This is a genomic window from Streptomyces sp. NPDC012835 (assembly GCF_042900885.1).
Taxonomy (GTDB): Bacteria; Actinomycetota; Actinomycetes; order Streptomycetales; family Streptomycetaceae; genus Streptomyces.
Genome location: NZ_JBIBBW010000001.1, coordinates 927,808 through 950,975 on the forward strand (window position 1 = coordinate 927,808; position 23,168 = coordinate 950,975).

The following is a 23,168-nucleotide window of genomic DNA, read 5'->3' on the forward strand; positions in this document are numbered from 1 at the left end:
GCGCCAGCTACTTTCCTCTGGGGCAAATTCCTTGCCCCAGAGGCAAAAATTTATATACCCACCGCTATCTGTTGGCGACCGCCTGCTTCACCAGGGTCTTCCCGAAGTCCCACATGAGCCCGCCGCCGCCGTGGGCGTCCTCCATCACCGCCGTGAAGGCGGCCACGAAGCGGTCGACCTCCCGCTCCCCGATGATCAGTGGCGGGATCAGTTTGATCACCTCCAGATGGTCGCCGGAGACCTGGGTGAGGATCCGGTGCTTCTGGAGCAGCGGTACGACCACCATCTGCGCGAAGAGTCCCTTGCGGGCGGCCTGGAGCATGGTCCACCGGCCGCGCAGCTTGATCGAGTCGGGACGCCCGAACTCGATGCCGATCATCAGGCCCCGGCCGCGCACCTCGTGCAGCAGCTCGTAGCGGTCGACGAGCGCGGCCAGCCGGGTCCTGAGCAGCTCCCCGGTGGCCCGAGCGTTCGCGACGGTCCGCTCGTCCTCCATCACGGCGAGGACGGCCAGACCCGCCGCCATGGCCTGGGCGTTCGAGCCGAAGCTCGCGGAGTGGACCAGCACCCGGTCCATCGAGGAGTAGACCTTCTTGAAGATCCAGTCCTTGCCGAGGGTCGCGCCGACCGGCACATAGCCGCCGGAGAGCGCCTTCGCCACGCAGACGAGGTCCGGCTCGACGCCTTCCTCGTGCTGGTACGCGTAGAAGTCGCCGGTCCTGCCGAGGCCGGTCTGCACCTCGTCCACGATGAGCAGCGCTTTGTGGCGGTGCAGGAGTTCCTGGGCCGCGCGCAGAAAGCCCGGCGGTGTTTCGCGCACGCCCTTGCCCTGGATCGGCTCGACCACGAATCCGGCGACGTCCCCCCGCTTCAACTCCCTTTCCAGGGCGTCGAGATCGCCGAGGGGGATCGCCGTATCGGGCAGCAGTGGCGCGAATCCGTCGCGGAAGCCGTCCTCCCCGTTGACCGAGAGCGAGCCGGTGGTCAGCCCGTGGAAGGCGTGCGCGCAGTAGAGAATCCTCGGCCTGCCGGTGGCGTACCGGGCGAACTTGAGGGCCGTCTCGACGGCTTCCGTGCCGCTGTTGCCGAAGAACACCCGGTCGAGATGGGGGCTGTGGGCGAGGAGTCTCTCGGCGAGGAGTCCGGGCAGCGGCTGGCAGTCGAAGCGGGTGAGGTCGGCGAGCGAGGCGTCGAGGACGTCGTGCAGGGCCTTGCGTACGACGGGATGGTGCCGGCCGAGACCCATCACGCCGAAACCGGCCAGCATGTCCAGGTAGTCGTTGCCGTCCTCGTCCCAGAAGTAGGCGCCCTCGGCCCGCTCGTAGACCCGGTCGAAGCCGATCGTCCGCAGCATGCGCGGGAGTTGATGGTTGAGGTGCCTGGTGTGCAGCTCGTAGCGTTCGGCGCCCCGTTCCGCGAGGAGCCTTCCCAGGTCGAAGCCCTTGGGTTCGGTCGTCATTCCTTGTCTCCTTGGGGCCGAGGGCGATGCCGGTCCGTCCCGCGATCTCCACCGGGGCGAGTCCGGCGGCGCCGGTGGGCGGCCCCGGCCGCGCCCCCGGCGACCGCCACCGGCGCCGGCCGGCCGCGGCGCCGGAAACGGCGCGTCGCGGCCGGCCGGGCCGGTGGCACCCGGAGGCCCGGCACGGCCGGTGCCCCCGGGAGGCATGACGTCAGCGTGTCCCGACGACCGTCTCACGAGCCGCCCGCAGGGACTCCTTCAGCGAGCCCATGGTGGCCAGGACCGCCGTCGGCTCGTAGCCGCAGTGCGCCATGCAGTTGGCGCAGCGCGGGTCCTTGCCGCGGCCGTACTTGCTCCAGTCGGTCTCCTCGACGAGCTGCCGGTACGTCGGCACATACCCGTCGCTCATCAGATAGCAGGGCCGCTGCCAGCCGAAGAGGGAGTAGTTGGGGATGGCCCACGCCGTGCACGGGAAGTCGGCCTTGCCTTCGAGGAAGTCCAGGAACAGCGGCGAGTGGTTCAGCCGCCAGCGCCCCCTGTTGCCGCCGGAGAACGCCTTCCTGAACAGCTCCCTGGTCTGCTCGACACCCAGGAAGTGCTCCTGGTCGGGGGCCTTCTCGTAGGCGTAGGCGGGCGAGATCATCATCTCGTCCACCTTCAGTTCGTCATTGAGGTAGTTGAGCACCTCGATGATCGTCTGCGGTGTGTCGGTGTTGAAGAAAGTGGAGTTGGTGGTGACCCGGAAGCCGCGGCGCTTGGCCTCCTTGATGGCCGCCACCGCCTCGTCGAACACCCCCTCCTTGGCCACGGACTCGTCGTGCCGCTCACGCAGCCCGTCGATGTGCACGGCGAAGGCGAAGTACGGCGAGGGGGTGAACTTCTCCAGTTTCTTGCGCATGAGCATGGCGTTGGTGCAGAGGAAGACGTACTTCCTCTTGGCCACCAGCTGACGGACGATCTCGTCGATCTGCGGATGCATCAGCGGCTCGCCACCGGCGATGGAGACCATCGGCGCGCCGGACTCCAGCACCGCGCCGACGGCCTGGGCGACGGGCATGCGCTGTTTCAGGACCCCGGCGGGGTGCTGGATCTTTCCGCAGCCCTCGCAGGCCAGATTGCAGGCGAAGAGGGGTTCCAGCTCGACAATGAGCGGAAACTTCTCACGCTTGCGCAGCTTCTGTTCGAAGAGATACGTCCCGACCCTGATGGTCTGACGGAGCGGCATGGCCATCTAGCTCACCTCCTGGGGAGCAGCAAAGAACGGTGCCATTCATGAAAAGCGGGAAGGACGGCACGAAGAACGCGAAAGGCTGATATTCCACCGCGCACTGTGCCAATACGGATGAGCTCATGCTCTGGAGCGTCCACGATCACCCGGACGGCCGCAACCGGGCGGGGGCCGGACGCGAGCGCGGCGTGGAGCGTCGCGGCCGACTCCATGTCCACCGCGAGTGCCCCGGTGGAGCGCAGCGCGGCCCGCTGCCGGCCCCGTACCAGGTGGTCGGAGCCGGTCAGCGGGCCGGTGTGGACGGTGCGCCCGGGGACGGCCCTGGCCAGAGCGTCGACGAGCAGCCCCGTCCCCGTGCAGGTGATGGTGGACCGCGGGCCCCTGGTCTCCTCGGCGACGATCAGATCGCCCGGCCTCATCCCGGGGGCGAGCCCGGCACAGAATCCGGACGCGATGACGGCCGCGTCCCGGTGCGCGGGCTCCCCGAGCACGCGCGCCACGGCGTGCTCGGCGTTCCCGGGCCCCATGCCCGTACGCACCACGGTCACCGGTCCGGCCGCCTCGCCCCGGCCACCGCGCAGGGCGAGGCGTTCGATCGACAGGGCGCAGGCGATCAGGAGCGAGGTGGGCGGAGCGGGACGGGGCGACGGCCCCGAGGACCGCGCCATCAGCTCCCCTTGCGCGTACCGGCGAGGGCGGTGAGGGCCTTGGGCTCTCCGTGGACGTACCGGCCGAGGGCCGTAAGGGGGAAGACCTGCCGGTAGAGGTGGTAGTTGATCGAGAAGTCCCAGGGGAACCCGGTCCCGGTGAAGTACGGCTCGTCCCAGGACCCGTCCTCCCGCTGGGTCCCGGCGAGCCAGGCGACGCCCCGCTCGACGGCCCTGCTCTCCCGCTCCCCGGCCGCGAGGAGCGCGAGCAGCGCCCAGGCGGTCTGGGAGGCGGTCGTGGCGCCGTGGCCGATCCACTGCTCGTCGCGGTACGAGCGCAGGTCCTCGCCCCAGCCGCCGTCCTCGTTCTGGACGGATTCGAGCCAGGACACGGCACGCCGGATCGCGGGGTGGGAGGAGGGCAGCCCCGCCGCGGTCAGCGCGGGGACCACCGAGCCCGTGCCGTATACGTAGTTGACGCCCCAGCGCCCGAACCAGCCGCCGAAGGTCTCCTGTTCGGCGAGGAGCCACTCGACTCCGCGCCGGGTGCCGGGGTGGTGGGCCTTGCCCTCGTAGGCGAGCATCTCCACGACATGGGCGGTGACATCGGCGGACGGCGGGTCGATGACCTCGCCGAAGTCGCAGAACGGCAGCCGGTTGGGGAACGGGCTGGTGTTGTCGGCGTCGAAGGCGCCCCACGCCCCGTTCCTGGACTGCATGCCCAGATTCCAGCCGACGCCGCGCTCGATCGCCGCGTGCAGTCGCGCGGTGTCGGGGTGCGCGACCCGGCGCAGCGCGAGGATGACCTCGGCGGTGTCGTCGATGTCGGGGTAGTTGTCGTTGTGGAACTCGAACGCCCAGCCGCCCGGCGTGAGCCCGGGTCTGCGCACCGCCCAGTCGCCGGGGCGCACGATCTGTTCGCCGAGCATCCAGTCGGCCGCCTTGACCAGCGCCGGGTGGTCGGGGCTGAGTCCCGCGTCGGCGAGGGCGATGGTGGCGAGGCAGGTGTCCCAGACCGGGGACTGGCATGCCTCGATCATCCGGGCGCCGTCCTCGCGGCGCACGGCGAACCGGTCGAGGGATTCGAGTCCCGCGCGCATGACGGGGTGGTCGAGGTCGTATCCGAGCAGGTGCAGGGCGATCACCGAGTACACGGCGGGCGGCTGGATCCCGCCCCAGCAGCCGTCGTTCTCCTGGCGCTCGATGATCCAGCGCGCGGCGGCGTTCATGGCGCTCGCGCGCAGTCTTCGGAGCGCGAAGCGGTGGTAGACGTGCAGGGCCTTGTCGAGCCGCTGGAAGACGCCGTCCCAGCTGGTCACCGGGGCCGGCCGGGCGCGCCGGGCGGCGGGGGCCGGGGCGGCGGCCAGTTCGTCGAGGGCGAAGGGCGCGGGCCGTACCGGGCGCTTGGCCGAGACGATGGTCAGCGGCACGATGGTCTGCCGGGCCCAGCAGCCGAAGTCGTAGATGTTGAGCGGGAACCACTTGGGCAGGAAGAGCAGTTCCGGGGGGAGTTCGGGGAGGTCGTCCCATCTCCACCAGCCGAAGAGGGCCAGCCAGATCCGGGTGAAGACCCGGCTCCCGGCGGTTCCGCCGTGTTCCCGTACCCACTGGGCGGCGCGTGCCATGTGCGGGTCGTCGGGCCCGTCCCCCGCCAGCCGCAGGGCGACATAGGCCTCGACGGTGGCGGAGAGGTCGCTGGGGCCGCCGTGGAAGGTGGCCCAGGTGCCGTCGGCGCGCTGCTCGCCCCGGATGAAGAGAGCCGCGTCCCGGGCGGTGCGGGTGTCCAGGATTCCGAGGAACTGACGCAGCAGCAGGTCCTCGGCGTCCATCGTCACATTGGTGGCGAGGTCGCCCTTCCACCATCCCTGGGCGTCCTGCCGGCCGAGCAGATGCTCGACGGATCGTGCGGCGGCCCGCTCGGCGGCGACCCTGATCGGGTCACCGCCCGGCGCGGACACGGTGGTGTCGGTGGTTCCGTTGCCCGAAGGTGCGCGGGGTCCCACGGCCCCGGTGCTTCCGTCGGTCGTCGCTGTCATGGCTTCCCCTTCGTGCAGTGGTGTGCTTCTGCTGTGCTGGGGTCTCCGTCGTCCGGCGCTGTCAAGGGCGGCGGACGGCGACTGCTCGGGATATGGGGGTCATCACCAGGTGAGGAGGCATAAGGGAATCGTGATCATCTCTTCCGTACGACGACGAAGTCGGCGAGCGCGACGAGCTGCGCCCTGACCTTTTCCGGCATGTCCACACCATCAAGAGCCTCGATGGCGGTCGCGTGCTGCCTGCGGGCCTCCTGAGAGGTCCACTCGCGGCCACCAGCTTCCTCGATCAACGCCGCGCGGGTGGCGAACTCTTCCTCGGAAAAGGTCTCGAAATCATTGCTTTTCGCGTCGGCGGCCAGCAGTTCGCCGAGCCGTTCGGACGCGGGGCCGCCCGCGGCGAGCGCGGCGACGACGGGAAGCGACTTCTTGCGCTGGCGCAGATCGCTCCACGTCTGCTTTCCGGTGGCCTCGGGATCGCCCCAGATCCCGAGCAGATCGTCCACGGCCTGGAAGGCCAGGCCGAGGTGGTAGCCGTACGCCTCCAGCGTGTCGGCCGTACGGTCGTCGGCCCCGCCGAGGACCGCGCCGATGGAGACGGCGCAGGCCAGCAGGGCGCCGGTCTTGTTGCCCTCCATCTCCAGGCACTCCTCGACGGTGACCCGCTCGCGGTGCTCGTAGGAGATGTCCTGGGCCTGACCGTCGATCAGCTTGCGGGTGGCGGTGGTCAGCCGGCGGGTCGCGCGGCCCGCCTCGGGGGTGCCGATCTCCAGCAGCACCTCGTTGGCGAGCGCGAAGAGCGCGTCACCGACCAGGATCGCCTGGGCGGGACCGTGCACCTTCCATACGGTCTCGCGGTGCCGGCGCTGCTCGTCACCGTCCATCAGATCGTCGTGCAGCAGCGAGAAGTTGTGGACGAGTTCCACGGCCACGGCGGCGGGAACGCCCGTCTCGGCGGTGGCTCCGGCCGCTTCGGCGGAGAGCAGCGACAGCGCGGGGCGCACCGCCTTGCCGCCGTCGCCCTCGGCGGGCCGGCCCTCGGCGTCGATCCAGCCGAAGTGGTAGGCCGCGACGGTGTCCATGGGGGTGGCGAGCCGGCCGACGACGGCGCGCAGCACCGGCGTGGACAGGCTCCTCCCACGCTCCAGCAGCGCGTGGACATCCTCGGTGTCGACAGCGGGATTGGCCGGGGGCACAGTCGGCACGGTCTCTCCTCTTGTTCCAGTACTCGTTGGTGCGGTACTCGGGCTCATGCCGCCTCCCGCAAAGGGTGTTCGTGGCGGCGGCCGAGTTCGCGGAGGGCCGCCCCGGCGGCGCTGAAGCCGCTGCGTACCGCGCCCTCCATGGTCGCGGGCCAGCCGGTGGCGGTCCACGCGCCGGCCAGGAAGAGGCCGGGGGCGCGGGTGCGGGCGGCCGGCCGCAGCCTGCCCACGCCGGGGGTGGGTGCGAACGTCGCGGTGCGCTCGCGGGTGACGAAGAAGTCCCGTACCTCCGCCCCCCGGGCGGCGGGCAGCAGACGTTCGAGTTCGGGCAGGTAGCGCGTGCGCAGCTCCGACACGGGCGCGTCGATGTCGTCGTCGGCCACCGACTGGGAGAGCGCCAGGTACTGGCCCTCCTTCAGCCCCGAGGCGTCGGTGCGGTCGAAGACCCACTGGACGGGCGTGCCGAGCGCGGCGAAGAAGGGGCGCCGGAGCACCGGGCGGTCGTAGACGACATGGACGTTGAGGATCGGCGCGGTGCCGATCTCCAGCAGCCTGCCGGGGTGTTCGAGCGCGCCCTCGGGCAGCAGGTCGTGCGTCTCGCGCTGCGGTACGGCGAGGACGACGGCGTCCGCTTCGAGCCGCTCGCCGGCGAGGTCGACGTGCCAGCCGCCGCCGGGAGCCCGGGAGACCGCGCCGACCCGGGTGCGCAGCTCGGTCCTTACCCCGGCCGAGTCCAGCGCCTTGCGTGCCAGGGTGTCATGCAGGTCGCCGAGCGGGACCCGTGCCCAGCCGATGTCGGCCGCGCCGGGCTCGGAGAGCAGTCCGGTCTTGAAGACCATCGCGGCGAGTCCGAGGGAGGCGTGCGGCGCGGTGGCGTTGAGGGTCGCCACGCCGACCAGGTCCCACAGCGCCTCGATGGTCCGCGCGGACTGGCCGTGCCGGCTCAGCCAGGTGGCGAAGTCGGTGTCGTCCAGGGCGGGATCGGTGAGGTCGAGCCGTTTGAGGGCGAGCGCGGCGCGGCCGACGGAAGCCCGTTCGGCGAGCGAGAGGTGCGGGTACGCGGCGAGCCCCGCGGCCAGGTGCAGCGGTACGGGCAGCCCGCTCCGGCGGATCCGTCCCAGCCGGGGCCCGCGGGCGGAGCCGATGTCGAGCACCGGGACGTCCAGCCGGTCCTGGAGCGGCGCGAGCGCGGCGCCGTCCACCCGGTCCAGGAACCACCGGTAGGCGGTGCAGCAGCGCAGATAGACGTGCTGGCCGTTGTCGACGACGAGGTCGCCGCGGCGGAAGGAGAAGGCCAGACCGCCGAGCCTCGGCCGTCCCTCGACGAGTGTCACCCGCACCCCCGCGTCGGCGAGCTGGAGGGCGGCGGTGATCCCGGCGAGCCCGGCCCCGACCACGACCGCGTGGTGGGCCCCGGTGCCGTCCTCGGTCGCCCTCATACGTTCCCTCCCACAGCTGACGTAGTCCGGGACGCGTCATGCGCATCCGAGGTTGAGCGACACCGGTACGCACGCGCGTTCGATGAGAGTGCGGGGGCGGGGCAGCGGGCGGAACGGGGAGCGACGCGCACGGAGTGCCGCATCAGCCGCGCCTCCTGACGGCCTGCCGGGAGATGGTCCTGGCGTCGAGACCGGAGAGGCCGCGCACCGCGACATACGCCTTCTCGTGGCCCGGCAGCGAGACCCGGCCGCGCAGGACGGCCAGCGGGTCGCGCTCGATCCGGTCGAGCAGCCTGCGGTAGATCCCCGCCATGGCGGCCGTGCAGGCACCGCTGCGCCGGTCGAGCAGGGGCAGCAGCCGCAGCCCCTCGGCGAACAGGGCGCGCGCCCGGCGCACCTCGAAGTGCACGAGCCCGGCGAAGTCGGCTCCGGCGGCCGGGGTGGCGCTGTGGAAGCCCTCGGAGCAGCCGAACTTGGCGAGGTCGTCGGCGGGCAGATACGTACGCCCGTTGCCCGCGTCCTCCCGTACGTCCCGGAGGATGTTGGTCAGCTGGAGGGCGAGTCCCAGCGTGTCGGCGTACTCGGCGGCGCGCTCGGCCCCCGGCGCGCCGGGCACGGTGCCGAACACGCCGAGCGAGACCCGGCCGATGGCGCCCGCGACGCAGCGGCAGTAGACCTTGAGGTCGTCCCAGGTCTCGTAGGTGTCGCCGCGCACGTCCATCAGCACGCCGTCGATCAGCTCGTCGAGCCCGCCGAGCGGGATCGGGAAGCGGTGCGCCGCGTCGGCGAGCGCCACGGCGACCGGGTCCGTGTCGTACTCGTCGACCTCGCCCGCACGGACCCGCTCCAGCAGGGCGCGGGTGTCGTCGAGCCGCGCCTGCTTGACGGCGGGCGCGAGCGTGCCGTCCCCGATGTCGTCCACCCGGCGGGCGAGCGCGTACATCGCGGACAATGCCTGCCGCTTGTCGGTCGGCAGCAGTCTGATCCCGTAGGCGAAATTACGGGCCTGCTGCCCGGTGACGGCCTCGCAGTAGCTGTAGGCCGCCAGTACCGGTGCGGACATGGGCGTCTGTCCCTCCATGTTCCGGCTCATCCCTCTCTGTGCGCGCTGCGCAGGACAGCTCCCACTTCGCGCAGCAGACGCGGCTTGGTGGGTTTGGGCGGCCCGGGAAGCACATCGTGCCCGGCGGCCGCGATCGAGACGAGGGCGGCGCGCCCTCCGGCGACGAATCCGGCGAGCAGCAGTGCCAGCCTGCCGCGGACGCTGCCCACCAGGGGCGTGCCCTCGTCCAGCAGCGACCGGGCGCGTTCGGCCTCGAAGGCGATGAGGGAGCGCACCGAGGCGCCCGCGCTCGGCGCGGCCAGATCCGCTTCCGTGACATGGAAGCGCTTCATGTCCTCGGCGGGCAGATAGATCCGGTCACGGCCCAGGTCCTCGGTCACGTCCTGGAGGTGCTCGACGATCTGGAGCGCCGTGCACACGGCGTCCGAGCGGCGGACGCGCTCGGGGCTCGCGGTGCCGGTGATCCCGAGGACGAGCCGGCCGACCGGGTTGGCGGACAGCTCGCAGTAGGCGAGCAGGTCGTCGTAGGTCTCGTAGCGCCGGACCAGCTGGTCCTGGCGGTTGGCCTCGATCAGGCCGAGGAACGGCTCGGGGGTGAGCGAGCAGCGCCGTACGGTCGGGATCAGGCCGCGCAGCAGCGGGTGCGCGGGGGCCGGGCCCGTCGGGTCGAAGACGCGCCGCAGGTCGGCCTCGAAGGCGTCCAGCATCGCGGTCCGGTCGTCGGCGGCCGCCGGGTCCACACCGAGGTGGCGGGCGTCAGCGCCGCCGGGGGCCAGATCGCCGTCGCCGATGTCGTCCACCAGCCGGGCGTAGCCGTACACGGCCATCAGGTCGTCCCGCCAGGCGCGCGGCAGGAAGAACGGGGCCACGGGGAAGTTCTCCTCCGTGGCCTTGTCCAGGGTGGCACGCGCGGAGCCGCCGGGGTCCACCCGTGGGTCGCCGGTCACCGCGCGCTGCCCGGTACGGGGACGGCGGAATCCTCGCGGAGCTGGAGATCTTCCGTCATTGCCGTCACATCTCCCGTTCTACACTGCCGACTCAATACATCCCATTTCGGACACGCCGCCGGTCGCGGCGAGTGCGGAAGGCCGCGCGGCGGGCAGGGTGCTCAGTGGGTATGGCCCCACTTGCCGCGAATCGGCCCAGCACAGCTTACGTTGTACAACTAGGAGGAACACCTCGGGGTGTTGAGCCCCTCGGGGCAGCGCCGCCGCGCGCCTCAACGTTCCCCGGGCGCAATGGACTTGACCGGCTTTTGACACAAGGCCCCCGCCGGAGGCGATCCGGCGGGGGCCGTACGGCCGCGGCGGGGCCGTGCCGGGAACTACTTGCCGGTCTCCTTCTCGTACGCCTTGAGCACCTCGTCGGTCGGGCCGTCCATCAGCAGCTCGCCCTTCTCCAGCCACAGCACCCGGTCGCAGGTGTCCCTGATCGATTTGTTGCTGTGGCTGACCAGGAAGACGGTGCCCGCCTCCTTGCGCAGCTCCCTGATCCGCCGCTCCGAGCGGATCTGGAACCGGCGGTCGCCGGTGGCCAGCGCCTCGTCGATCATCAGGACGTCGTGGTCCTTGGCGGCGGCGATGGAGAACCGGAGCCGCGCGGCCATGCCCGAGGAGTAGGTGCGCATCGGCAGGGTGATGAAGTCGCCCTTCTCGTTGATGCCGGAGAAGTCGACGATCGACTGGTAGCGGTCCCGGATCTCTTCGCGGGTCATGCCCATGGCGAGGCCGCCGAGAATGACGTTGCGCTCGCCGGTCAGGTCGTTCATCAGGGCGGCGTTGACCCCGAGGAGGGACGGCTGGCCGTCCGTGTAGACCTTGCCGCTCTCGGCGGGGAGCAGGCCGGCGATGGCACGCAGCAGCGTCGACTTGCCGGAACCGTTGGTGCCGATCAGGCCGATCGCCTCGCCGCGGTACGCGGTGAAGGTGACGCCCCGGACGGCGTGGACCTTGCGGACCCCGCGCGACTCCCCCTTGTCGCGCCGGAGTATGCGGCTCAGAGCCGCGGTGGCGCTGCCTCGCGCGCTGCCGCCGGTGTTGACGCGGTACACGATGTGCACGTCGTCGGCGATGACGGTGGGGACCCGTCCCTGGTTCTTCTCCTCAGCCACGGCCGTACCGCTCCTCAGCCTTCCAGAAGTACACGAAGCCGGCGACGCCCAGCAGCACCGACCATGCCAGCGCCACCATCCAGACGTGCGCGGGCAGATTGGACGAGCCGTAACCGTCGATCAGCGCGTAGCGGACGAGATCCATGTAGATCGCCGCCGGGTTGTACTGAAGGACGTCGGCGATCCAGGCGGGCTTCTTCTCCAGCATGACCGGGATGGAGAACATCACACCCGACGAGTACATCCAGGTCCGCAGGATGAACGGCATCAGCTGGGCCAGGTCGGGGGTCTTGCTGCCCAGCCTGGCCATGATCAGCGCGAGGCCGGTGTTGAAGACGAACTGGAGGGCCAGCGCGGGCACCACCAGCAGCCAGCTCAGCCGGGGGTAGCTGCCGAAGCCGACGGCCACGACGACCAGGACGATCATCGAGTACATCAGCTGCTGGAGCTGCTGGAGCGAGAAGGAGACCGGCAGGGAGGCCCGGGGGAAGTGCAGCGCCCGCACCAGACCGAGATTGCCGGAGATCGCCCGGACCCCGGCCATCACCGAGTTCTGGGTGAAGGTGAAGACGAAGACGCCGGTGACCAGGAAGGGGATGAAGACGTCCTGGCTGAAGCCCTTCCTGGTCCCGAGGATCAGACCGAAGATCAAGTAGTAGACAAGGGCGTTCAGCAGCGGGGTCGCCACCTGCCACAGCTGGCCCAGCTTCGCCTGGCTGTACTGGGCCGTGAGCTTCGCCTGGGAGAAGGCGAGGATGAAGTGGCGCCGGCCCCACAGCTGCCGGACGTAGTCCCGCAGTCCTGGCCGGGCACCGCTCACCGCCAGCCCGTACTTGGCGGCGAGATCGGCCGAGGACAGACCGTCGTCGGGCGAAGGGGGGGCGCTCACAGCGATCGCACCCTCTTGGGTTGTGTCACTCACAAGTTGAAACTTTCGTGTTCAAGATGCGCAGCCGGTCGGGCGCGGGCGGGGGGCCCGCGCCCCGGGAGGAGTACGCCCGATGCTCTCAGAGCCGAGCTTGTCAGATGACGGGCGGTCGGCCCAACCGGGTCAGCCGCCACACCGTACGCCACTTCATGGGACGGCGCGGGCCGCACGGTGTGGCCCAGCCTTCCCGGAACCCGGCGAACCATGCCTTGAGGGCCGGCGCGGAGGGGCGTCTGACCAGAGTGAGCAGCAGCCATGTGCCGAGATAGCCGGGAACGAGGGGCGCGGGCAGATTGCGCCGGGCCAGCCACACCCGGTTGCGGGCGACCATGCGGTGGTAGACCGCGTGCCGCGACGGCGGCATGGTCGGGTGCAGCAGGACCATGTCGGCGCGGTAGTCGATCATCCAGCCGGCGTCCACGGCCCGCCAGGCGAGGTCGGTCTCCTCGTGGGCGTAGAAGAAGTCGCCGGGCAGCGCCCCGACCTCCGCGAGGACCTTCGTCCGTACGGCGTTGGCCCCGCCGAGGAAGGTCGTCACGCGCGACGAGCGCAGCGGGTCCGAGGCGCGCAGCCGGGGGACGTGGCGGCGCTGGGTGATTCCGGTCTGCGGGTCGGCGATCCGGAAGCTGATGATGCCCAGGGCGGGGTCGGCGGCGAACGCCTCCCGGATCAGCTCGGCCGTGTCGGTGCGGGCCAGCAGCCCGTCGTCGTCGAGGAAGAGCAGGGCGTCCACATCGGAGCCGGCGGCGCCGAACGCCTCGATGCCGACGTTGCGGCCGCCGGGGATGCCGAGGTTCTCCGGCAGCTCGACGGTCCGTACCCCGGCGGGAACGGCGCCCACGGGCGCGCCGTTGCCGACCACGACGGTCTCGATGGGGTCGCCGTCCTGCCGGGCGACCGAGTCGAGCAGGGCGCGCAGGTCCTCGGGGCGGTCACCCATCGTGATGATGACCGCGCCGAGGGTCGGACCCGGTCGCTGGTCGCTCACCTCAGCCTGCTGGAAGCCAGGATGGAGACCAGGTGCAGGAGCGTCTGGAGGATCGCGATCCCGGCGAGGACGGCGATGCCGAGGCGGCTGAAGTACAGGTCTCCCCTGACCGAGTCCAGGATCGCCAGGAGCAGGATCAGCAGGGACGCCTCGATACCGAGGATGAGCCGGTGGAACTTGAGCGCCCCGGCGGCCCTGCGGGCCAGCGCCATACCGGACGAGCGCGGCTCGGAGGCCGACTCCTTGACCGGGGCGAGCCCTTGCTGATGACGGGCGACGCCGACCAGGTCGGTCTCGGCCTTGACCAGGATGGCGCCGAGGGCGGCGAGCGTACCGAGGAAGGCCCACAGCCAGTCGGTCCGGCCGGTGCCCCACAGGTCGGCGCCCCGCAGCCCGAAGCCGACCAGAACGGCGGCGTCGCACAGATAGGCGGCGACCCGGTCCAGGTACACCCCGGTCATCGAGTACTGCTTCTTCCAGCGGGCGATCTCCCCGTCGACGCAGTCCAGCAGCAGATAGAGCTGGACCGCCAGCACGGCGAGCAGCGGGCCCGTGATGCCCGGCACCAGGAGGGCGGGGGCGGCGAGGGCACCGGCGACGGTCATCACATACGTCAGCTGGTTGGGCGTGACCCGTGTGTTCACCAGGTACCGGTCGACGCGCAGCGAGATTTCCCGCATGTACATACGTCCGGCCCAGTGCTCACCACTGCGCCGGTCCTTCACTCCTGCCGGGTGGACGACCGGGCGGAGTTCAGCTACTGAGGGTCGAGGCATAGTCGGCGTACGCGTCCCTGATCTGGTCGGTGGACAGGTCGAGGTGCTCAAGGATGGTGAAGCGGCCCGGACGGGTCTGCGGCGCGTAGGCGACGGCCCGTACGAACTCGTCGGCGGTGAAGCCGATCTCCTCGGGCAGCACGGGCAGCCCGTGGCGCCGCAGCACTTCGGTGAACAGCAGTGACTCCTCTTCGGCGCCGCGCAGCCGCATGGCGAAGGCGGCGCCGAGGCCGACCTGTTCGCCGTGGGGCGCCGAGCGCTTCGGGTAGAGGAGGTCGAAGGCGTGGTTGATCTCGTGGCAGGCGCCCGAGGCGGGGCGGCTGTCGCCCGCGACGGACATCGAGATGCCCGTCATGACGAGCCCCTCGGCCAGCGTGGTGAGGAAGGCGTCGTCGCCCACGCCGCCGGGGTGGCGCAGGACGGCTTCTCCCGCCTGGCGGGCCATCGCGGCGGCGAGTCCGTCGACGGACTCGCCGGTGATCCGGCGGGACAGCTCCCAGTCGGCGACGCAGGAGATGTTGGAGATGGCGTCGCCGATGCCGGAACGGACATAGCGGACGGGGGCGTCCCGGATCACGTCGAGGTCGATGATCACGGCGATCGGAGTGGGGACCCCGTACGAGCCGCGGCCGTTGTCGTTGTCGAGCGTCGCGACGGGCGAGCAGAGGCCGTCGTGCGCCAGGTTGGTCGCGACGGCCACCATGGGCAGCCCGACCCGGGCCGCCGCGTACTTGGTCACGTCGATGATCTTGCCGCCGCCGAGGCCGACCACGGCGTCATACCGCTTGCCCTTGATGTCGTCCGCCAGCTTGACCGCGCAGTCGATCGTGCCGTCGAGGACCGGGTACCAGTCGGCGCCCGGCAGGGCCGGCGCGAGGCGCTCGCGCAACGACTGCCCCGAACCGTTGCTGATCGCCACGGCGACCCGGCCGGAGCTGGAGATGCGCTGGTCGGCGAGGAGCCCGGCGAGGTCGTCCAGGGCGCCGCAGCTGATGTCCACGACGACCGGCGAGGGGATGAGCCGGGTCAGTACTGGCACGCGATCTCACGGCCCTTCGCGAGGTCGGCGTGGTTGTCGATCTCGACCCAGGGGATGTCGCCGATCGGCGTCACGTCGATGGTCAGGCCCCGGTGGACCAGCTCCTGGTAGCCGTCCTCGTAGTAGAGGTCGGGGTCCTTCTCGAAGGTGGTCCGCAGCGCGTCGGCCAGGTCGGCGGCGGCCTCGGGCTCGATCAGGGTGACGCCGATGTACTCGCCGGTGGCGGTGGCCGGGTCCATCAGCTTGGTGATCCGGGTGACGGCCCCCGCACCGTCCGTAATGACCTTCATCTCCTCGTCGGCGAGGTGCTTCACCGTGTCGAGGGCGAGGATGATCCGGCGGCCCCCGCCGCGCGCGGCGAGCAGGTCCTTCTCGACGGAGACGGGGTGCACGGTGTCGCCGTTGGCGAGGATGACCCCGCGGGCGAGGACGTCACGGGCGCACCAGAGGGAGTAGGCGTTGTTCCACTCCTCGGCCTTGTCGTTGTCGATCAGGGTGAGCTTGAGGCCGTACGTCTCCTCCAGGGCGGCCTTGCGCTCGTACACGGCTTCCTTGCGGTAGCCGACGACGATGGCGGCCTCGGTCAGCCCGACCGCGGCGAAGTTGCCGAGGGTCAGGTCGAGGACGGTGGTGGTGCCCTCCCCCGCCGGGTCGACCGGCACGAGGGCCTTGGGCAGCGTGTCGGTGTAGGGGCGCAGACGCCGTCCTGCACCGGCGGCGAGTACGAGGCCGATCATGCGGTTTCTCCTTCGTCGTGTACGGCGGGGGCTCCGGAGGACACCCAGAACCGGATGGACTCCGCGAGCGCGATGAGCGCCACGGCGACGGCGAGCACCGTCAGGGCCGGCGGGAGGTCGCGTTCGGGCGCGAAGAAGGCGGCGAGGACGACCAGGAACGTACGGCCCTCGTGTCCGCCGAGCAGCCGGACGAGCCAGTGGGGCGGGGCTCCGGCGCCGCCGCGGATCCGGTACACCGTGTCGTAGTGATGGTAGGCGACCGCCGCCACCAGCCCGAACGCCGCGGGCAGGGCGCCGGGCACGTCGGCGCGGAAGCCGAAGATCAGGACGGTGCTGTACTCGGTCGCCCGGAAGACCGGCGGTATCAGCCAGTCGAGAGCGCCGCCCATCCGGCGGGCGACGACGAATCCCGAGGTCAGGACGTACACCAGGGCGCCGAGAACGAGCACCGGGCTGTCGAGGTGCGCGAAGGCCGCGGCGCAGACGACCACGGCGCCGCCGAACAGCGCGACCAGGAACGGCAGCGGGCCGCGCAGCGCACGGGCCGGGTGGCGCAGCACCCGCGCGACGATCTCGGCGAGCGGTCCGGAGTCGGCCAGGTCAGCGAGGGCCCCGGCGGCGCGGTCGGTACGGACGGCCTTGCGGGTCACCGAGCGCAGCACCCGGCCGGCGGTGGTGTAGCAGGCGGCGAAGGCGCAGCCGGCGAGCAGGGCGTAGAACACGATCCGGGGCGTGGTGAGGGCCGTGAGCACGGCGATCATCGCCCAGCGCTCACCGATCGGCAGCACGATCATGCGGCGTATCCAGACCGTCCAGCCGACGCTGTCGAGCCTGCTGGAGAGGGCGGAGGTGGGCGTGCCCACCACGGCCTTGCCGTCGGCCGCCGCGGTGGTGCTGTCGGCGTTGGCCTCGTTGAACGAGAAGTCGACGAAGTGCCGGCAGCTCTGGAGGACCATCGCGGCGAGCGCCAGGGCCCATACGTCGTCGCCGCCGCGTGCCGCGCCGATCGCGAGGCCCGCGTAGTACGCGTACTCCTTCGCGCGGTCGAAGGTGGCGTCCAGCCAGGCGCCCATCGTGGAGTACTGGAGCGAGTAGCGGGCGAGCTGCCCGTCAGTGCAGTCCAGGACGAAGGAGAGGATCAGCAGGGCGCCGGCCGCGACATAGCCGCCCCGGCTGCCGGTGGCCGCGCAGGCCGCCGCGATCAGGGCGGTGACCAGTGAGGCGGTGGTGACCTGGTTGGGGGTCAGCCCGCGCCGGGCGCACCAGCGGGCCAGGTACCGGGAGTACGGGCTGATGCAGAAGGTGGTGAAGAAGCCGTCGCGCGCCTTGACCGCGGAGCGCAGCCGCACCGCCTCGTCGTCCACGGCGGCGACCGCGGCGGCGGCCTGTTCCCTGGCGCCCGCGTCCGCCGGTACGACGGCGACGAGCGAGCCCAGCTCCGGCCGGGCGACCGCGGTGCCGCCGGCGTCGAGCGCCCGCGCGACCCGGTCGGTGAGGTCCTGTCCGGCCGGGTACGGGGTCCCGGTGAACTCCGGTGCGGGGCCGGACGGTTCGGTGCCCGGCCGGGCGGGCGCCGCGGCGGCGGCCGGGCGCGGTGCGGCCGCGACGGTCGGCGCCGGGGTCCCCTCGGCCGCCGGCCCGGTCAGGGCGCGCAGCAGCGCGGGGCGCGCCTCGGGCTGGGCGGTGAGAGCGCCGGGGACGGCGGCGGCCGGGAATCGCGGGTCGGTCAGCGCGAGGCGCAGCGCGTGGAGATGACCGACGAAGCGCGGGTCGACCAGGGCGACCCGCTCGGCGGCGGGGGCGGAGGCGATCAGCTCCCGGGCCTCGGTGGCGCCCGGCGCGGTACGTACGTCGAAACCCAGCGCCCGCAGATCGTCTTCGAGCGACGATCCGGGTACCGGAGAACCGGCGAGGATGGCGGTCGGCAGACGAACTCACTCCTTGGCACTGACAGGGCTGGGGGCGCGGCGGCACCGCCCGGGATCCGGGCGGGGGCGGCATGTCGGCAGAGGCTATCGGATGAACGGAAGGGGGAGTTCACCGGCTGTTTACGCCGTGGTCGCCATGGTCCGGGCGGGGAACCGCCCGGCCGGAGATCATCATTGTCGATCGGTGCGCGTCCGACAAACCGCGTCCGGTGGGCGGGCCCGCCGTCCCGGGCGGTGGCCGGGAGCGGCCGTCTAATGTGGCCCCATGACGTGGCTGATCACAGGCGGAGCGGGTTATATCGGGGCACATGTGGCGCGGTCGATGGCCGCGTCGGGGGAGCGGGTGGTCGTCCTCGACGATCTGTCCACCGGTTTCGCCGAGCGGCTGCCGCCGGAGATCCCGCTGGTGCGGGGCTCGCTGCTGGACCGGGGGCTCGTCGACCGTACGCTCGCGGACCACGGGGTCACCGGGGTGGTGCATCTGGCGGGCAAGAAGCGGGTCGGTGAGTCCGTGGAGCGGCCGCTGCTCTACTACCGGGAGAATCTGCACGGGCTCACGGTGCTGCTGGAGGCCGTGGTGGCGGCGGATGTCCGGCACTTCCTCTTCTCCTCGTCGGCGGCCGTGTACGGGGTGCCCGATGTGGAGTTGATCACTGAGCGGACCCCGGCGGTGCCGATCAGTCCGTACGGCGAGACCAAGCTGGCGGGCGAGTGGCTGGTGCGGGCGACCGGGCGGACCCATGCCATCGCCACCGGCTGCCTGCGGTACTTCAACGTGGCGGGGGCGGCCCAACCGGAGCTGTCCGACACGGGGGTGTTCAACATCATCCCGATGTTCTTCGACCGGATCAGCCGGGGCGAGGCTCCGATGATCTTCGGGGCGGACTATCCGACGCCCGACGGCACCTGTGTCCGCGACTACATCCATGTCGCGGATCTGGCCGAGGCGCATCTCGCCGCCGCGCGCCGGCTGGCCGACAGCGACGCCGCCGGGGAGCCGGCGGACCTCACGGTCAACATCGGCAGGGGCGAGGGGGTCTCGGTGCGCGAACTGGCCGATCTGGTGGCGGAGGTCACCGGCGACCGCACCCCGCCGGTGGTCGAGGCGCGGCGGCCGGGGGACGCCGCCCGGGCGGTCGCCTCGGTCGGGCTGATCGCCGAGGAGCTGGGCTGGACGGCCCGTCGCGGGATGCGCGAGATGGTCGAGTCGGCGTGGGCGGGCTGGCGGCTGCACCATCCGGCGGCCTCCGTCGGCTGATCCGCCCACCCCGGACGGGTGACCTTGGCGACGCTCTGACCTGCGATCATTTCCGCAGGTCAGAGCAGTTGACAACGGTGTTCAGTCCCGTGTTGCCCGATACCCCCCTCCGGTGTTCACTAGCGTGGGTCGGCAGATCGCCCAGACGGTCGGGAGGCGTCCTCATGGGGGCAGGGCACAACCACGGACACACGCACGGAGCGCCACCGGCGGGGACCGCGACCGCCGCCTACCGGGGCCGGTTGCTGATCGCGCTGTCGATCACGCTGTCCGTGATGGTGGTGGAGGTGGTCGGCGGCCTCCTCGCCGACTCGCTCGCCCTGCTCGCCGACGCCGCGCACATGGCGACGGACGCGGTGGGGCTCGGCATGGCGCTGCTGGCCATCCACTTCGCGGGCCGCCCGGCCACGGCGAAGCGCACGTTCGGCTACGCGCGGGCCGAGATCCTCGCCGCGCTGGCGAACTGCCTGCTGCTGCTCGGCGTCGGCGGCTTCCTGCTCTACGAGGCGGTCGACCGCTTCATCACACCGCCGGAGACCAGGGGCGGGCTGACGATCGTCTTCGCCCTGATCGGGATGGCCGCCAACCTCGTCTCCCTGTCCCTGCTGACGCGCGGGCAGAAGGACAGTCTCAATGTGCGCGGCGCCTATCTGGAGGTCCTCGCCGACACCCTCGGCTCACTCGCGGTGCTGGTCTCGGCCGGGATCATCCTGGCCACGGGATGGCAGACCGCCGACCCGATCGCGGGCCTGCTGATCGGCCTCATGATCGTCCCGCGTACGCTCAAGCTGCTCCGGGAGACACTCGACGTGCTGCTGGAGGCGGCTCCCAAGGACGTGGACATGGGCGAGGTGCGGGCGCATATGCTGGCGCTGCCCGGGGTGGCGGACGTGCACGACCTGCACGTCTGGACGATCACCTCGGGGATGCCGGTGCTCTCCGCGCACGTGGTGGTGGACCAGGAGTCCCTGGACGCGGCGGGGCACGAAAAGATGCTGCACGACCTGCAAGGATGCCTCGGCCACCACTTCGACGTCGAGCACTGCACCTTCCAGCTGGAGCCGGGTGGGCACGCGGAGCACGAGGCGAGGCTCTGCCACTGACGCTCCCGGCCGAACGGACATGCCCACACCCCCGGAGCGCGGACGCGGGGCTTTTGTACGGCAGACTTGGCGGTCGAGGCCCGAAGCGAAGGACGGTTATGCCGACCACACCAGTCACTACGGCGAACAGCTCGTCGAACGGCGCACAAGAAACGATCATGCTGGAGCTGGTCGACGAGAACGGCAACACCATCGGCACCGCCGAGAAGCTCAGCGCCCACCAGCCGCCCGGCCGGCTGCACCGGGCGTTCTCCGTCTTCCTCTTCGACGAGCAGGGCCGGTTGCTGATCCAGCGCCGCGCGCTGGGCAAGTACCACTCCCCCGGCGTCTGGTCGAACACCTGCTGCGGGCACCCCTACCCGGGCGAGGCGCCGTTCGCCGCTGCGGCCCGCCGCACCCACGAGGAGCTGGGCATCTCGCCCTCGCTGCTCGCCGAGGCGGGCACGGTGCGCTACAACCACCCCGACCCGGAGTCCGGGCTGGTGGAGCAGGAGTACAACCACCTCTTCGTCGGGCTGGCGCAGTCCGCGCCGGACCCCGACCCGGAGGAGGTCGCCGAGACCGTGTTCGTCACCCCGGCGGAGCTGGCCGAGCGGCACAGCGCGGCGCCGTTCTCCGCGTGGTTCATGACCGTGCTGGACGCGGCTCGTCCGGCGGTCAGAGAGCTCACAGGCCCTGCCGGGGGCTGGTGACGCTCTCGCGCGGACGCTCCACGGCGACCGGGCAGAGGAAGGGCAGCACCGCCCAGACGATCTTCCCGCCGCCGGCGGTGTGCTCGACGCCGCAGCCGCCGCCGGCCTCGCGGGTGGTCTCCCGTACGAGCAGCAGCCCGCGCCCGCCGGTCCGCGCGTGGTCGGTCTCCAGCGCGGTGGGCCGGTAGGGATGGTTGTCCTCGACGGAGATCCGGATCCACTCCGCGCCGACGGCGATCTCGACGGCCACCTCGGGCGAGAGCAGCGCCGCGTGACGCACGGCGTTGGTGACCAGCTCGGAGACGATGAGCAGCACCCCTTGGACCACGACGTCCCTGACCGGTACGCGTTTACGCGCGAGCAGGTCCCGTACGGCGTGCCGGACCCGGGGTACGGAGGCGTCGGTGGCGGGGGCGGCGAAGCGCCAGACTCCTTCGTACGGCAGTGGCCGGGCCTGAAGACTCGCGCGGCTCTCCATGCTGAGGTACCCACCTTCGGTCGGAACGGTGTTTTCCCGTGGGGGCCCGCCCCGACGGACTCCCACGGTCACCGAGTGTGCGGACCGAAATAGTTCGTTCCGGACTACTGAACAGAAGTCAGCGGCAATTGGCCGGATAGGACCGCTTCTGACGGAAAGCGGCGCGAAACAGATCGATCTCTTCCGTCGATTGACCGGTCGTGCTGAGGGGGCATGTGCCCCGGGGATAGCATCCGGCGCATGGAGCCCCGACTGCTGCACTCCGTCACCGACGGTACGGCGCGTGTGACCGTGCACCACCCCGCGAAGCGCAACGCCATGACGGCACCCATGTGGCGGGAGCTGCCGCCGCTGCTGGACCGGCTGGCGGCCGATCCCGCCGTACGGGTGCTGGTGCTGACCGGCGAGGGCGGCACGTTCTGCGCGGGCGCGGACATCTCCTCGCTGCGGGAGCCGGCCGGGCCAGGCGACGATCCGCGGAGCCTCGCGGTGCGGGCCGAAGAGGCGCTGGCCGCCTTCCCCCGGCCGACGATCGCCGCCGTGCGGGGCCACTGCGTGGGCGCCGGCTGCCAGTTGGCCGCCGCGTGTGATCTGCGCTTCGCCGAGGAGGGCGCCCTCTTCGGTGTCACCCCGGCGCGGCTGGGGATCGTGTACCCGGAGTCGTCCACCCGGCGGCTGGTCTCGCTGGTGGGCCCGGCGACCGCCAAGTACCTGCTGTTCTCCGCCGAGTTGATCGACACGGAACGGGCACTGCGCACGGGACTCGTGGACGAGGTGCTGCCGTCCGGCCAACTGGACAAGCGGGTGGCCGAGTTCACCCGGCTGCTCGTCTCGCGCTCGGCGCTGACCCAGGGGGCGGCCAAGGAGTTCGCCTCGGGGCGTGCGGGCACCGGCGCCTACTGGGCGGACCAGGCGCGCGGCAGCGGCGACACGGCGGAGGGCGTCGCCGCCTTCCTGGAGCGCCGGGAGCCGCGCTTCACCTGGACGCCCCAGGGGGCACCGGCACGGGACACCGCGTAGGGCGTGCTCCGGGCCTTCTGCCGGACCTTCTCCTCCTGCGCCTTCTGTGCCGGACCTTCTGTGCCGGACCTTCTCCTCCTGCGCCTTCTGTGCCGGGCCCGCCGGATCGCGGCCCCGAGCGTCCTCACCGCGCCCCTGGGCCTCGTACCAACCGGTCAGTAACATGACTGCCATGACTTCTCTGTCCGATCGCGCCGTGCGGCACTGTCATGCCGCTCTCAATCCGCTCCACTCGGCTCTGTACTTCGCCCCCGACCTCGCGGACGAGTTCGCGCGCCTCGACGTGGACGCGCGGGGCGCCTATTTCGCGGCCCGCGCCGCCCCGCTCGGCCCCGTCGGCGCGGGGGTGGTGACCGCGGCCTTCTACAACTTCAACCACGAACAGGTCGGCCGGTACGTCCCCCGCCTCTGGGACACCGCCTCCCCCGCGCGGGCGCTCGAAGCGCGCCTGCGCGCCGCCGACTCGATGCTGCGGCGGCTGCTGGGCGAGGAGGCCGTCGCGTCGAAGGAGCTGGCCGAGGCGGCCGAGCTGGCGCTGGTGGCGGCCGGGGCCGGCGCCCGCCCGGCGCGCCCGCTGTACGCGGCCAACGCCGACCTGCCGGTGCCCCGGGAGCCGCATCTCGCGCTGTGGCACGCCGCGACACTGCTGCGTGAACACCGGGGCGACACCCATCTCGCGGTGCTGGTGACCGCGGGCCTCGACCCGGTGGAGGCGCTGGCCAGCCACACCGCGAGCGGCCGGGGCATGGCGTACGGGTGGGTCAGCTCCAGCCGCGGCTGGAGCCAGGAGGAGTGGACCGCCGCCCAGGAGCGGCTGCGGGCACGCGGACTGCTGGACGAAGCGGAGGGGCTGACCCCGGCGGGCGTGGAGCTGCGCAAGGCCCTGGAGCACGAGACCGACCGGCTGGACCGGGCCCCGTACGAGGGGCTGGGCGCGGCGGGCGTGGCCCGGCTCACCGAGCTGGCGGGCGCGTTCACTGCGACGGCGGTGGCGGCCGGCGCGTTCCCCGCGGAAATCTTCGGCACGCGCTGAGCCCGGT

At 71.6% G+C, this 23,168-nt stretch carries 21 protein-coding genes; 5 read left to right on the forward strand and 16 right to left on the reverse strand.

Features of this window, described 5'->3' with window-relative positions:
* Positions 1 to 64: 64 nt before the first annotated feature.
* The 15 genes from ACFY6S_RS03990 to ACFY6S_RS04060 all read right to left on the reverse strand — a co-directional run bounded on the left by ACFY6S_RS03990 (position 65) and on the right by ACFY6S_RS04060 (position 17,577).
* Positions 65 to 1,459, reverse strand: a complete 1,395-nt coding sequence (locus tag ACFY6S_RS03990) for an aspartate aminotransferase family protein (RefSeq protein ID WP_388822475.1) — start codon at positions 1,457 to 1,459, stop codon at positions 65 to 67.
* A gap of 211 nt (positions 1,460 to 1,670) precedes the next feature.
* The gene (gene hpnH / locus ACFY6S_RS03995) at positions 1,671 to 2,690 is read right to left on the reverse strand and encodes an adenosyl-hopene transferase HpnH (protein WP_388822478.1); all 1,020 of its coding nucleotides are present in this window, start codon (positions 2,688 to 2,690) and stop codon (positions 1,671 to 1,673) included.
* 5 nt (positions 2,691 to 2,695) lie between these two features.
* On the reverse strand, positions 2,696 to 3,355 hold the full coding sequence (locus ACFY6S_RS04000; RefSeq protein WP_388822481.1) for a 1-hydroxy-2-methyl-2-butenyl 4-diphosphate reductase: 660 nt from the start codon (positions 3,353 to 3,355) through the stop codon (positions 2,696 to 2,698).
* Entirely contained in the window at positions 3,355 to 5,370 is a 2,016-nt protein-coding gene (gene shc / locus ACFY6S_RS04005; protein WP_388822484.1) for a squalene--hopene cyclase, read from the reverse strand. The genes ACFY6S_RS04000 and shc overlap by 1 nt, the downstream gene beginning before the upstream one ends.
* Before the next feature lie 134 nt (positions 5,371 to 5,504).
* The gene (locus ACFY6S_RS04010) at positions 5,505 to 6,563 is read right to left on the reverse strand and encodes a polyprenyl synthetase family protein (protein ID WP_388822929.1); all 1,059 of its coding nucleotides are present in this window, start codon (positions 6,561 to 6,563) and stop codon (positions 5,505 to 5,507) included.
* 53 nt (positions 6,564 to 6,616) lie between these two features.
* Entirely contained in the window at positions 6,617 to 8,008 is a 1,392-nt protein-coding gene (gene hpnE, locus ACFY6S_RS04015; RefSeq protein WP_388822487.1) for a hydroxysqualene dehydroxylase HpnE, read from the reverse strand.
* A gap of 142 nt (positions 8,009 to 8,150) precedes the next feature.
* Positions 8,151 to 9,101 (reverse strand): presqualene diphosphate synthase HpnD, encoded by a 951-nt coding sequence (gene hpnD / locus ACFY6S_RS04020; RefSeq protein WP_388822490.1) that lies wholly within the window; start codon positions 9,099 to 9,101, stop codon positions 8,151 to 8,153.
* On the reverse strand, positions 9,098 to 10,018 hold the full coding sequence (gene hpnC / locus ACFY6S_RS04025) for a squalene synthase HpnC (RefSeq protein WP_388822493.1): 921 nt from the start codon (positions 10,016 to 10,018) through the stop codon (positions 9,098 to 9,100). The genes hpnD and hpnC overlap by 4 nt, the downstream gene beginning before the upstream one ends.
* Positions 10,019 to 10,395: 377 nt before the next feature.
* Positions 10,396 to 11,181, reverse strand: coding sequence for an ABC transporter ATP-binding protein (locus tag ACFY6S_RS04030; protein WP_388822496.1), 786 nt, complete (start codon positions 11,179 to 11,181; stop codon positions 10,396 to 10,398).
* A complete protein-coding gene (locus ACFY6S_RS04035; RefSeq protein WP_388822499.1) occupies positions 11,174 to 12,103 on the reverse strand; it encodes an ABC transporter permease in 930 nt (309 codons plus the stop codon). The genes ACFY6S_RS04030 and ACFY6S_RS04035 overlap by 8 nt, the downstream gene beginning before the upstream one ends.
* 100 nt (positions 12,104 to 12,203) lie before the next feature.
* Positions 12,204 to 13,049 (reverse strand): glycosyltransferase family 2 protein, encoded by an 846-nt coding sequence (locus ACFY6S_RS04040; protein WP_388822931.1) that lies wholly within the window; start codon positions 13,047 to 13,049, stop codon positions 12,204 to 12,206.
* Positions 13,050 to 13,093: 44 nt separating this feature from the next.
* On the reverse strand, positions 13,094 to 13,873 hold the full coding sequence (locus tag ACFY6S_RS04045; protein WP_365385678.1) for a CDP-alcohol phosphatidyltransferase family protein: 780 nt from the start codon (positions 13,871 to 13,873) through the stop codon (positions 13,094 to 13,096).
* Complete coding sequence (locus ACFY6S_RS04050) at positions 13,851 to 14,912, reverse strand: iron-containing alcohol dehydrogenase family protein (RefSeq protein WP_388822503.1); 1,062 nt, start codon at positions 14,910 to 14,912, stop codon at positions 13,851 to 13,853. Before ACFY6S_RS04050 ends, ACFY6S_RS04045 begins: the two co-directional genes overlap by 23 nt.
* Positions 14,900 to 15,649, reverse strand: a complete 750-nt coding sequence (locus tag ACFY6S_RS04055) for a sugar phosphate nucleotidyltransferase (RefSeq protein ID WP_388822506.1) — start codon at positions 15,647 to 15,649, stop codon at positions 14,900 to 14,902. Before ACFY6S_RS04055 ends, ACFY6S_RS04050 begins: the two co-directional genes overlap by 13 nt.
* Entirely contained in the window at positions 15,646 to 17,577 is a 1,932-nt protein-coding gene (locus ACFY6S_RS04060) for a DUF5941 domain-containing protein (protein WP_388822933.1), read from the reverse strand. The genes ACFY6S_RS04055 and ACFY6S_RS04060 overlap by 4 nt, the downstream gene beginning before the upstream one ends.
* A gap of 265 nt (positions 17,578 to 17,842) precedes the next feature.
* On the opposite strand from ACFY6S_RS04060, the gene galE reads away from it, so the two are divergent.
* From galE to idi, 3 genes are all read left to right on the forward strand, one after another.
* On the forward strand, positions 17,843 to 18,835 hold the full coding sequence (gene galE, locus ACFY6S_RS04065) for a UDP-glucose 4-epimerase GalE (RefSeq protein WP_388822509.1): 993 nt from the start codon (positions 17,843 to 17,845) through the stop codon (positions 18,833 to 18,835).
* A 164-nt stretch (positions 18,836 to 18,999) separates the two neighbouring features.
* Positions 19,000 to 19,938 carry a cation diffusion facilitator family transporter gene (locus tag ACFY6S_RS04070; protein ID WP_388822512.1) on the forward strand — a complete coding sequence of 313 codons (939 nt, stop codon included), beginning with the start codon at positions 19,000 to 19,002 and terminating at the stop codon, positions 19,936 to 19,938.
* Positions 19,939 to 20,036: 98 nt separating this feature from the next.
* Positions 20,037 to 20,630 (forward strand): isopentenyl-diphosphate Delta-isomerase, encoded by a 594-nt coding sequence (gene idi / locus ACFY6S_RS04075; RefSeq protein ID WP_388822515.1) that lies wholly within the window; start codon positions 20,037 to 20,039, stop codon positions 20,628 to 20,630.
* Here idi and ACFY6S_RS04080 read toward each other — a convergent pair.
* Positions 20,605 to 21,108: an ATP-binding protein gene (locus ACFY6S_RS04080; RefSeq protein WP_388822518.1), complete on the reverse strand. Its 504-nt coding sequence runs from the start codon at positions 21,106 to 21,108 to the stop codon at positions 20,605 to 20,607. The two genes, idi and ACFY6S_RS04080, sit on opposite strands and share 26 nt — an antisense overlap.
* A gap of 240 nt (positions 21,109 to 21,348) precedes the next feature.
* On the opposite strand from ACFY6S_RS04080, the gene ACFY6S_RS04085 reads away from it, so the two are divergent.
* Both ACFY6S_RS04085 and ACFY6S_RS04090 read left to right on the forward strand, forming a co-directional pair.
* The gene (locus ACFY6S_RS04085) at positions 21,349 to 22,128 is read left to right on the forward strand and encodes an enoyl-CoA hydratase/isomerase family protein (protein ID WP_388822521.1); all 780 of its coding nucleotides are present in this window, start codon (positions 21,349 to 21,351) and stop codon (positions 22,126 to 22,128) included.
* Positions 22,129 to 22,300: 172 nt separating this feature from the next.
* The gene (locus ACFY6S_RS04090) at positions 22,301 to 23,161 is read left to right on the forward strand and encodes a hypothetical protein (protein WP_388822524.1); all 861 of its coding nucleotides are present in this window, start codon (positions 22,301 to 22,303) and stop codon (positions 23,159 to 23,161) included.
* Positions 23,162 to 23,168: the final 7 nt, after the last annotated feature.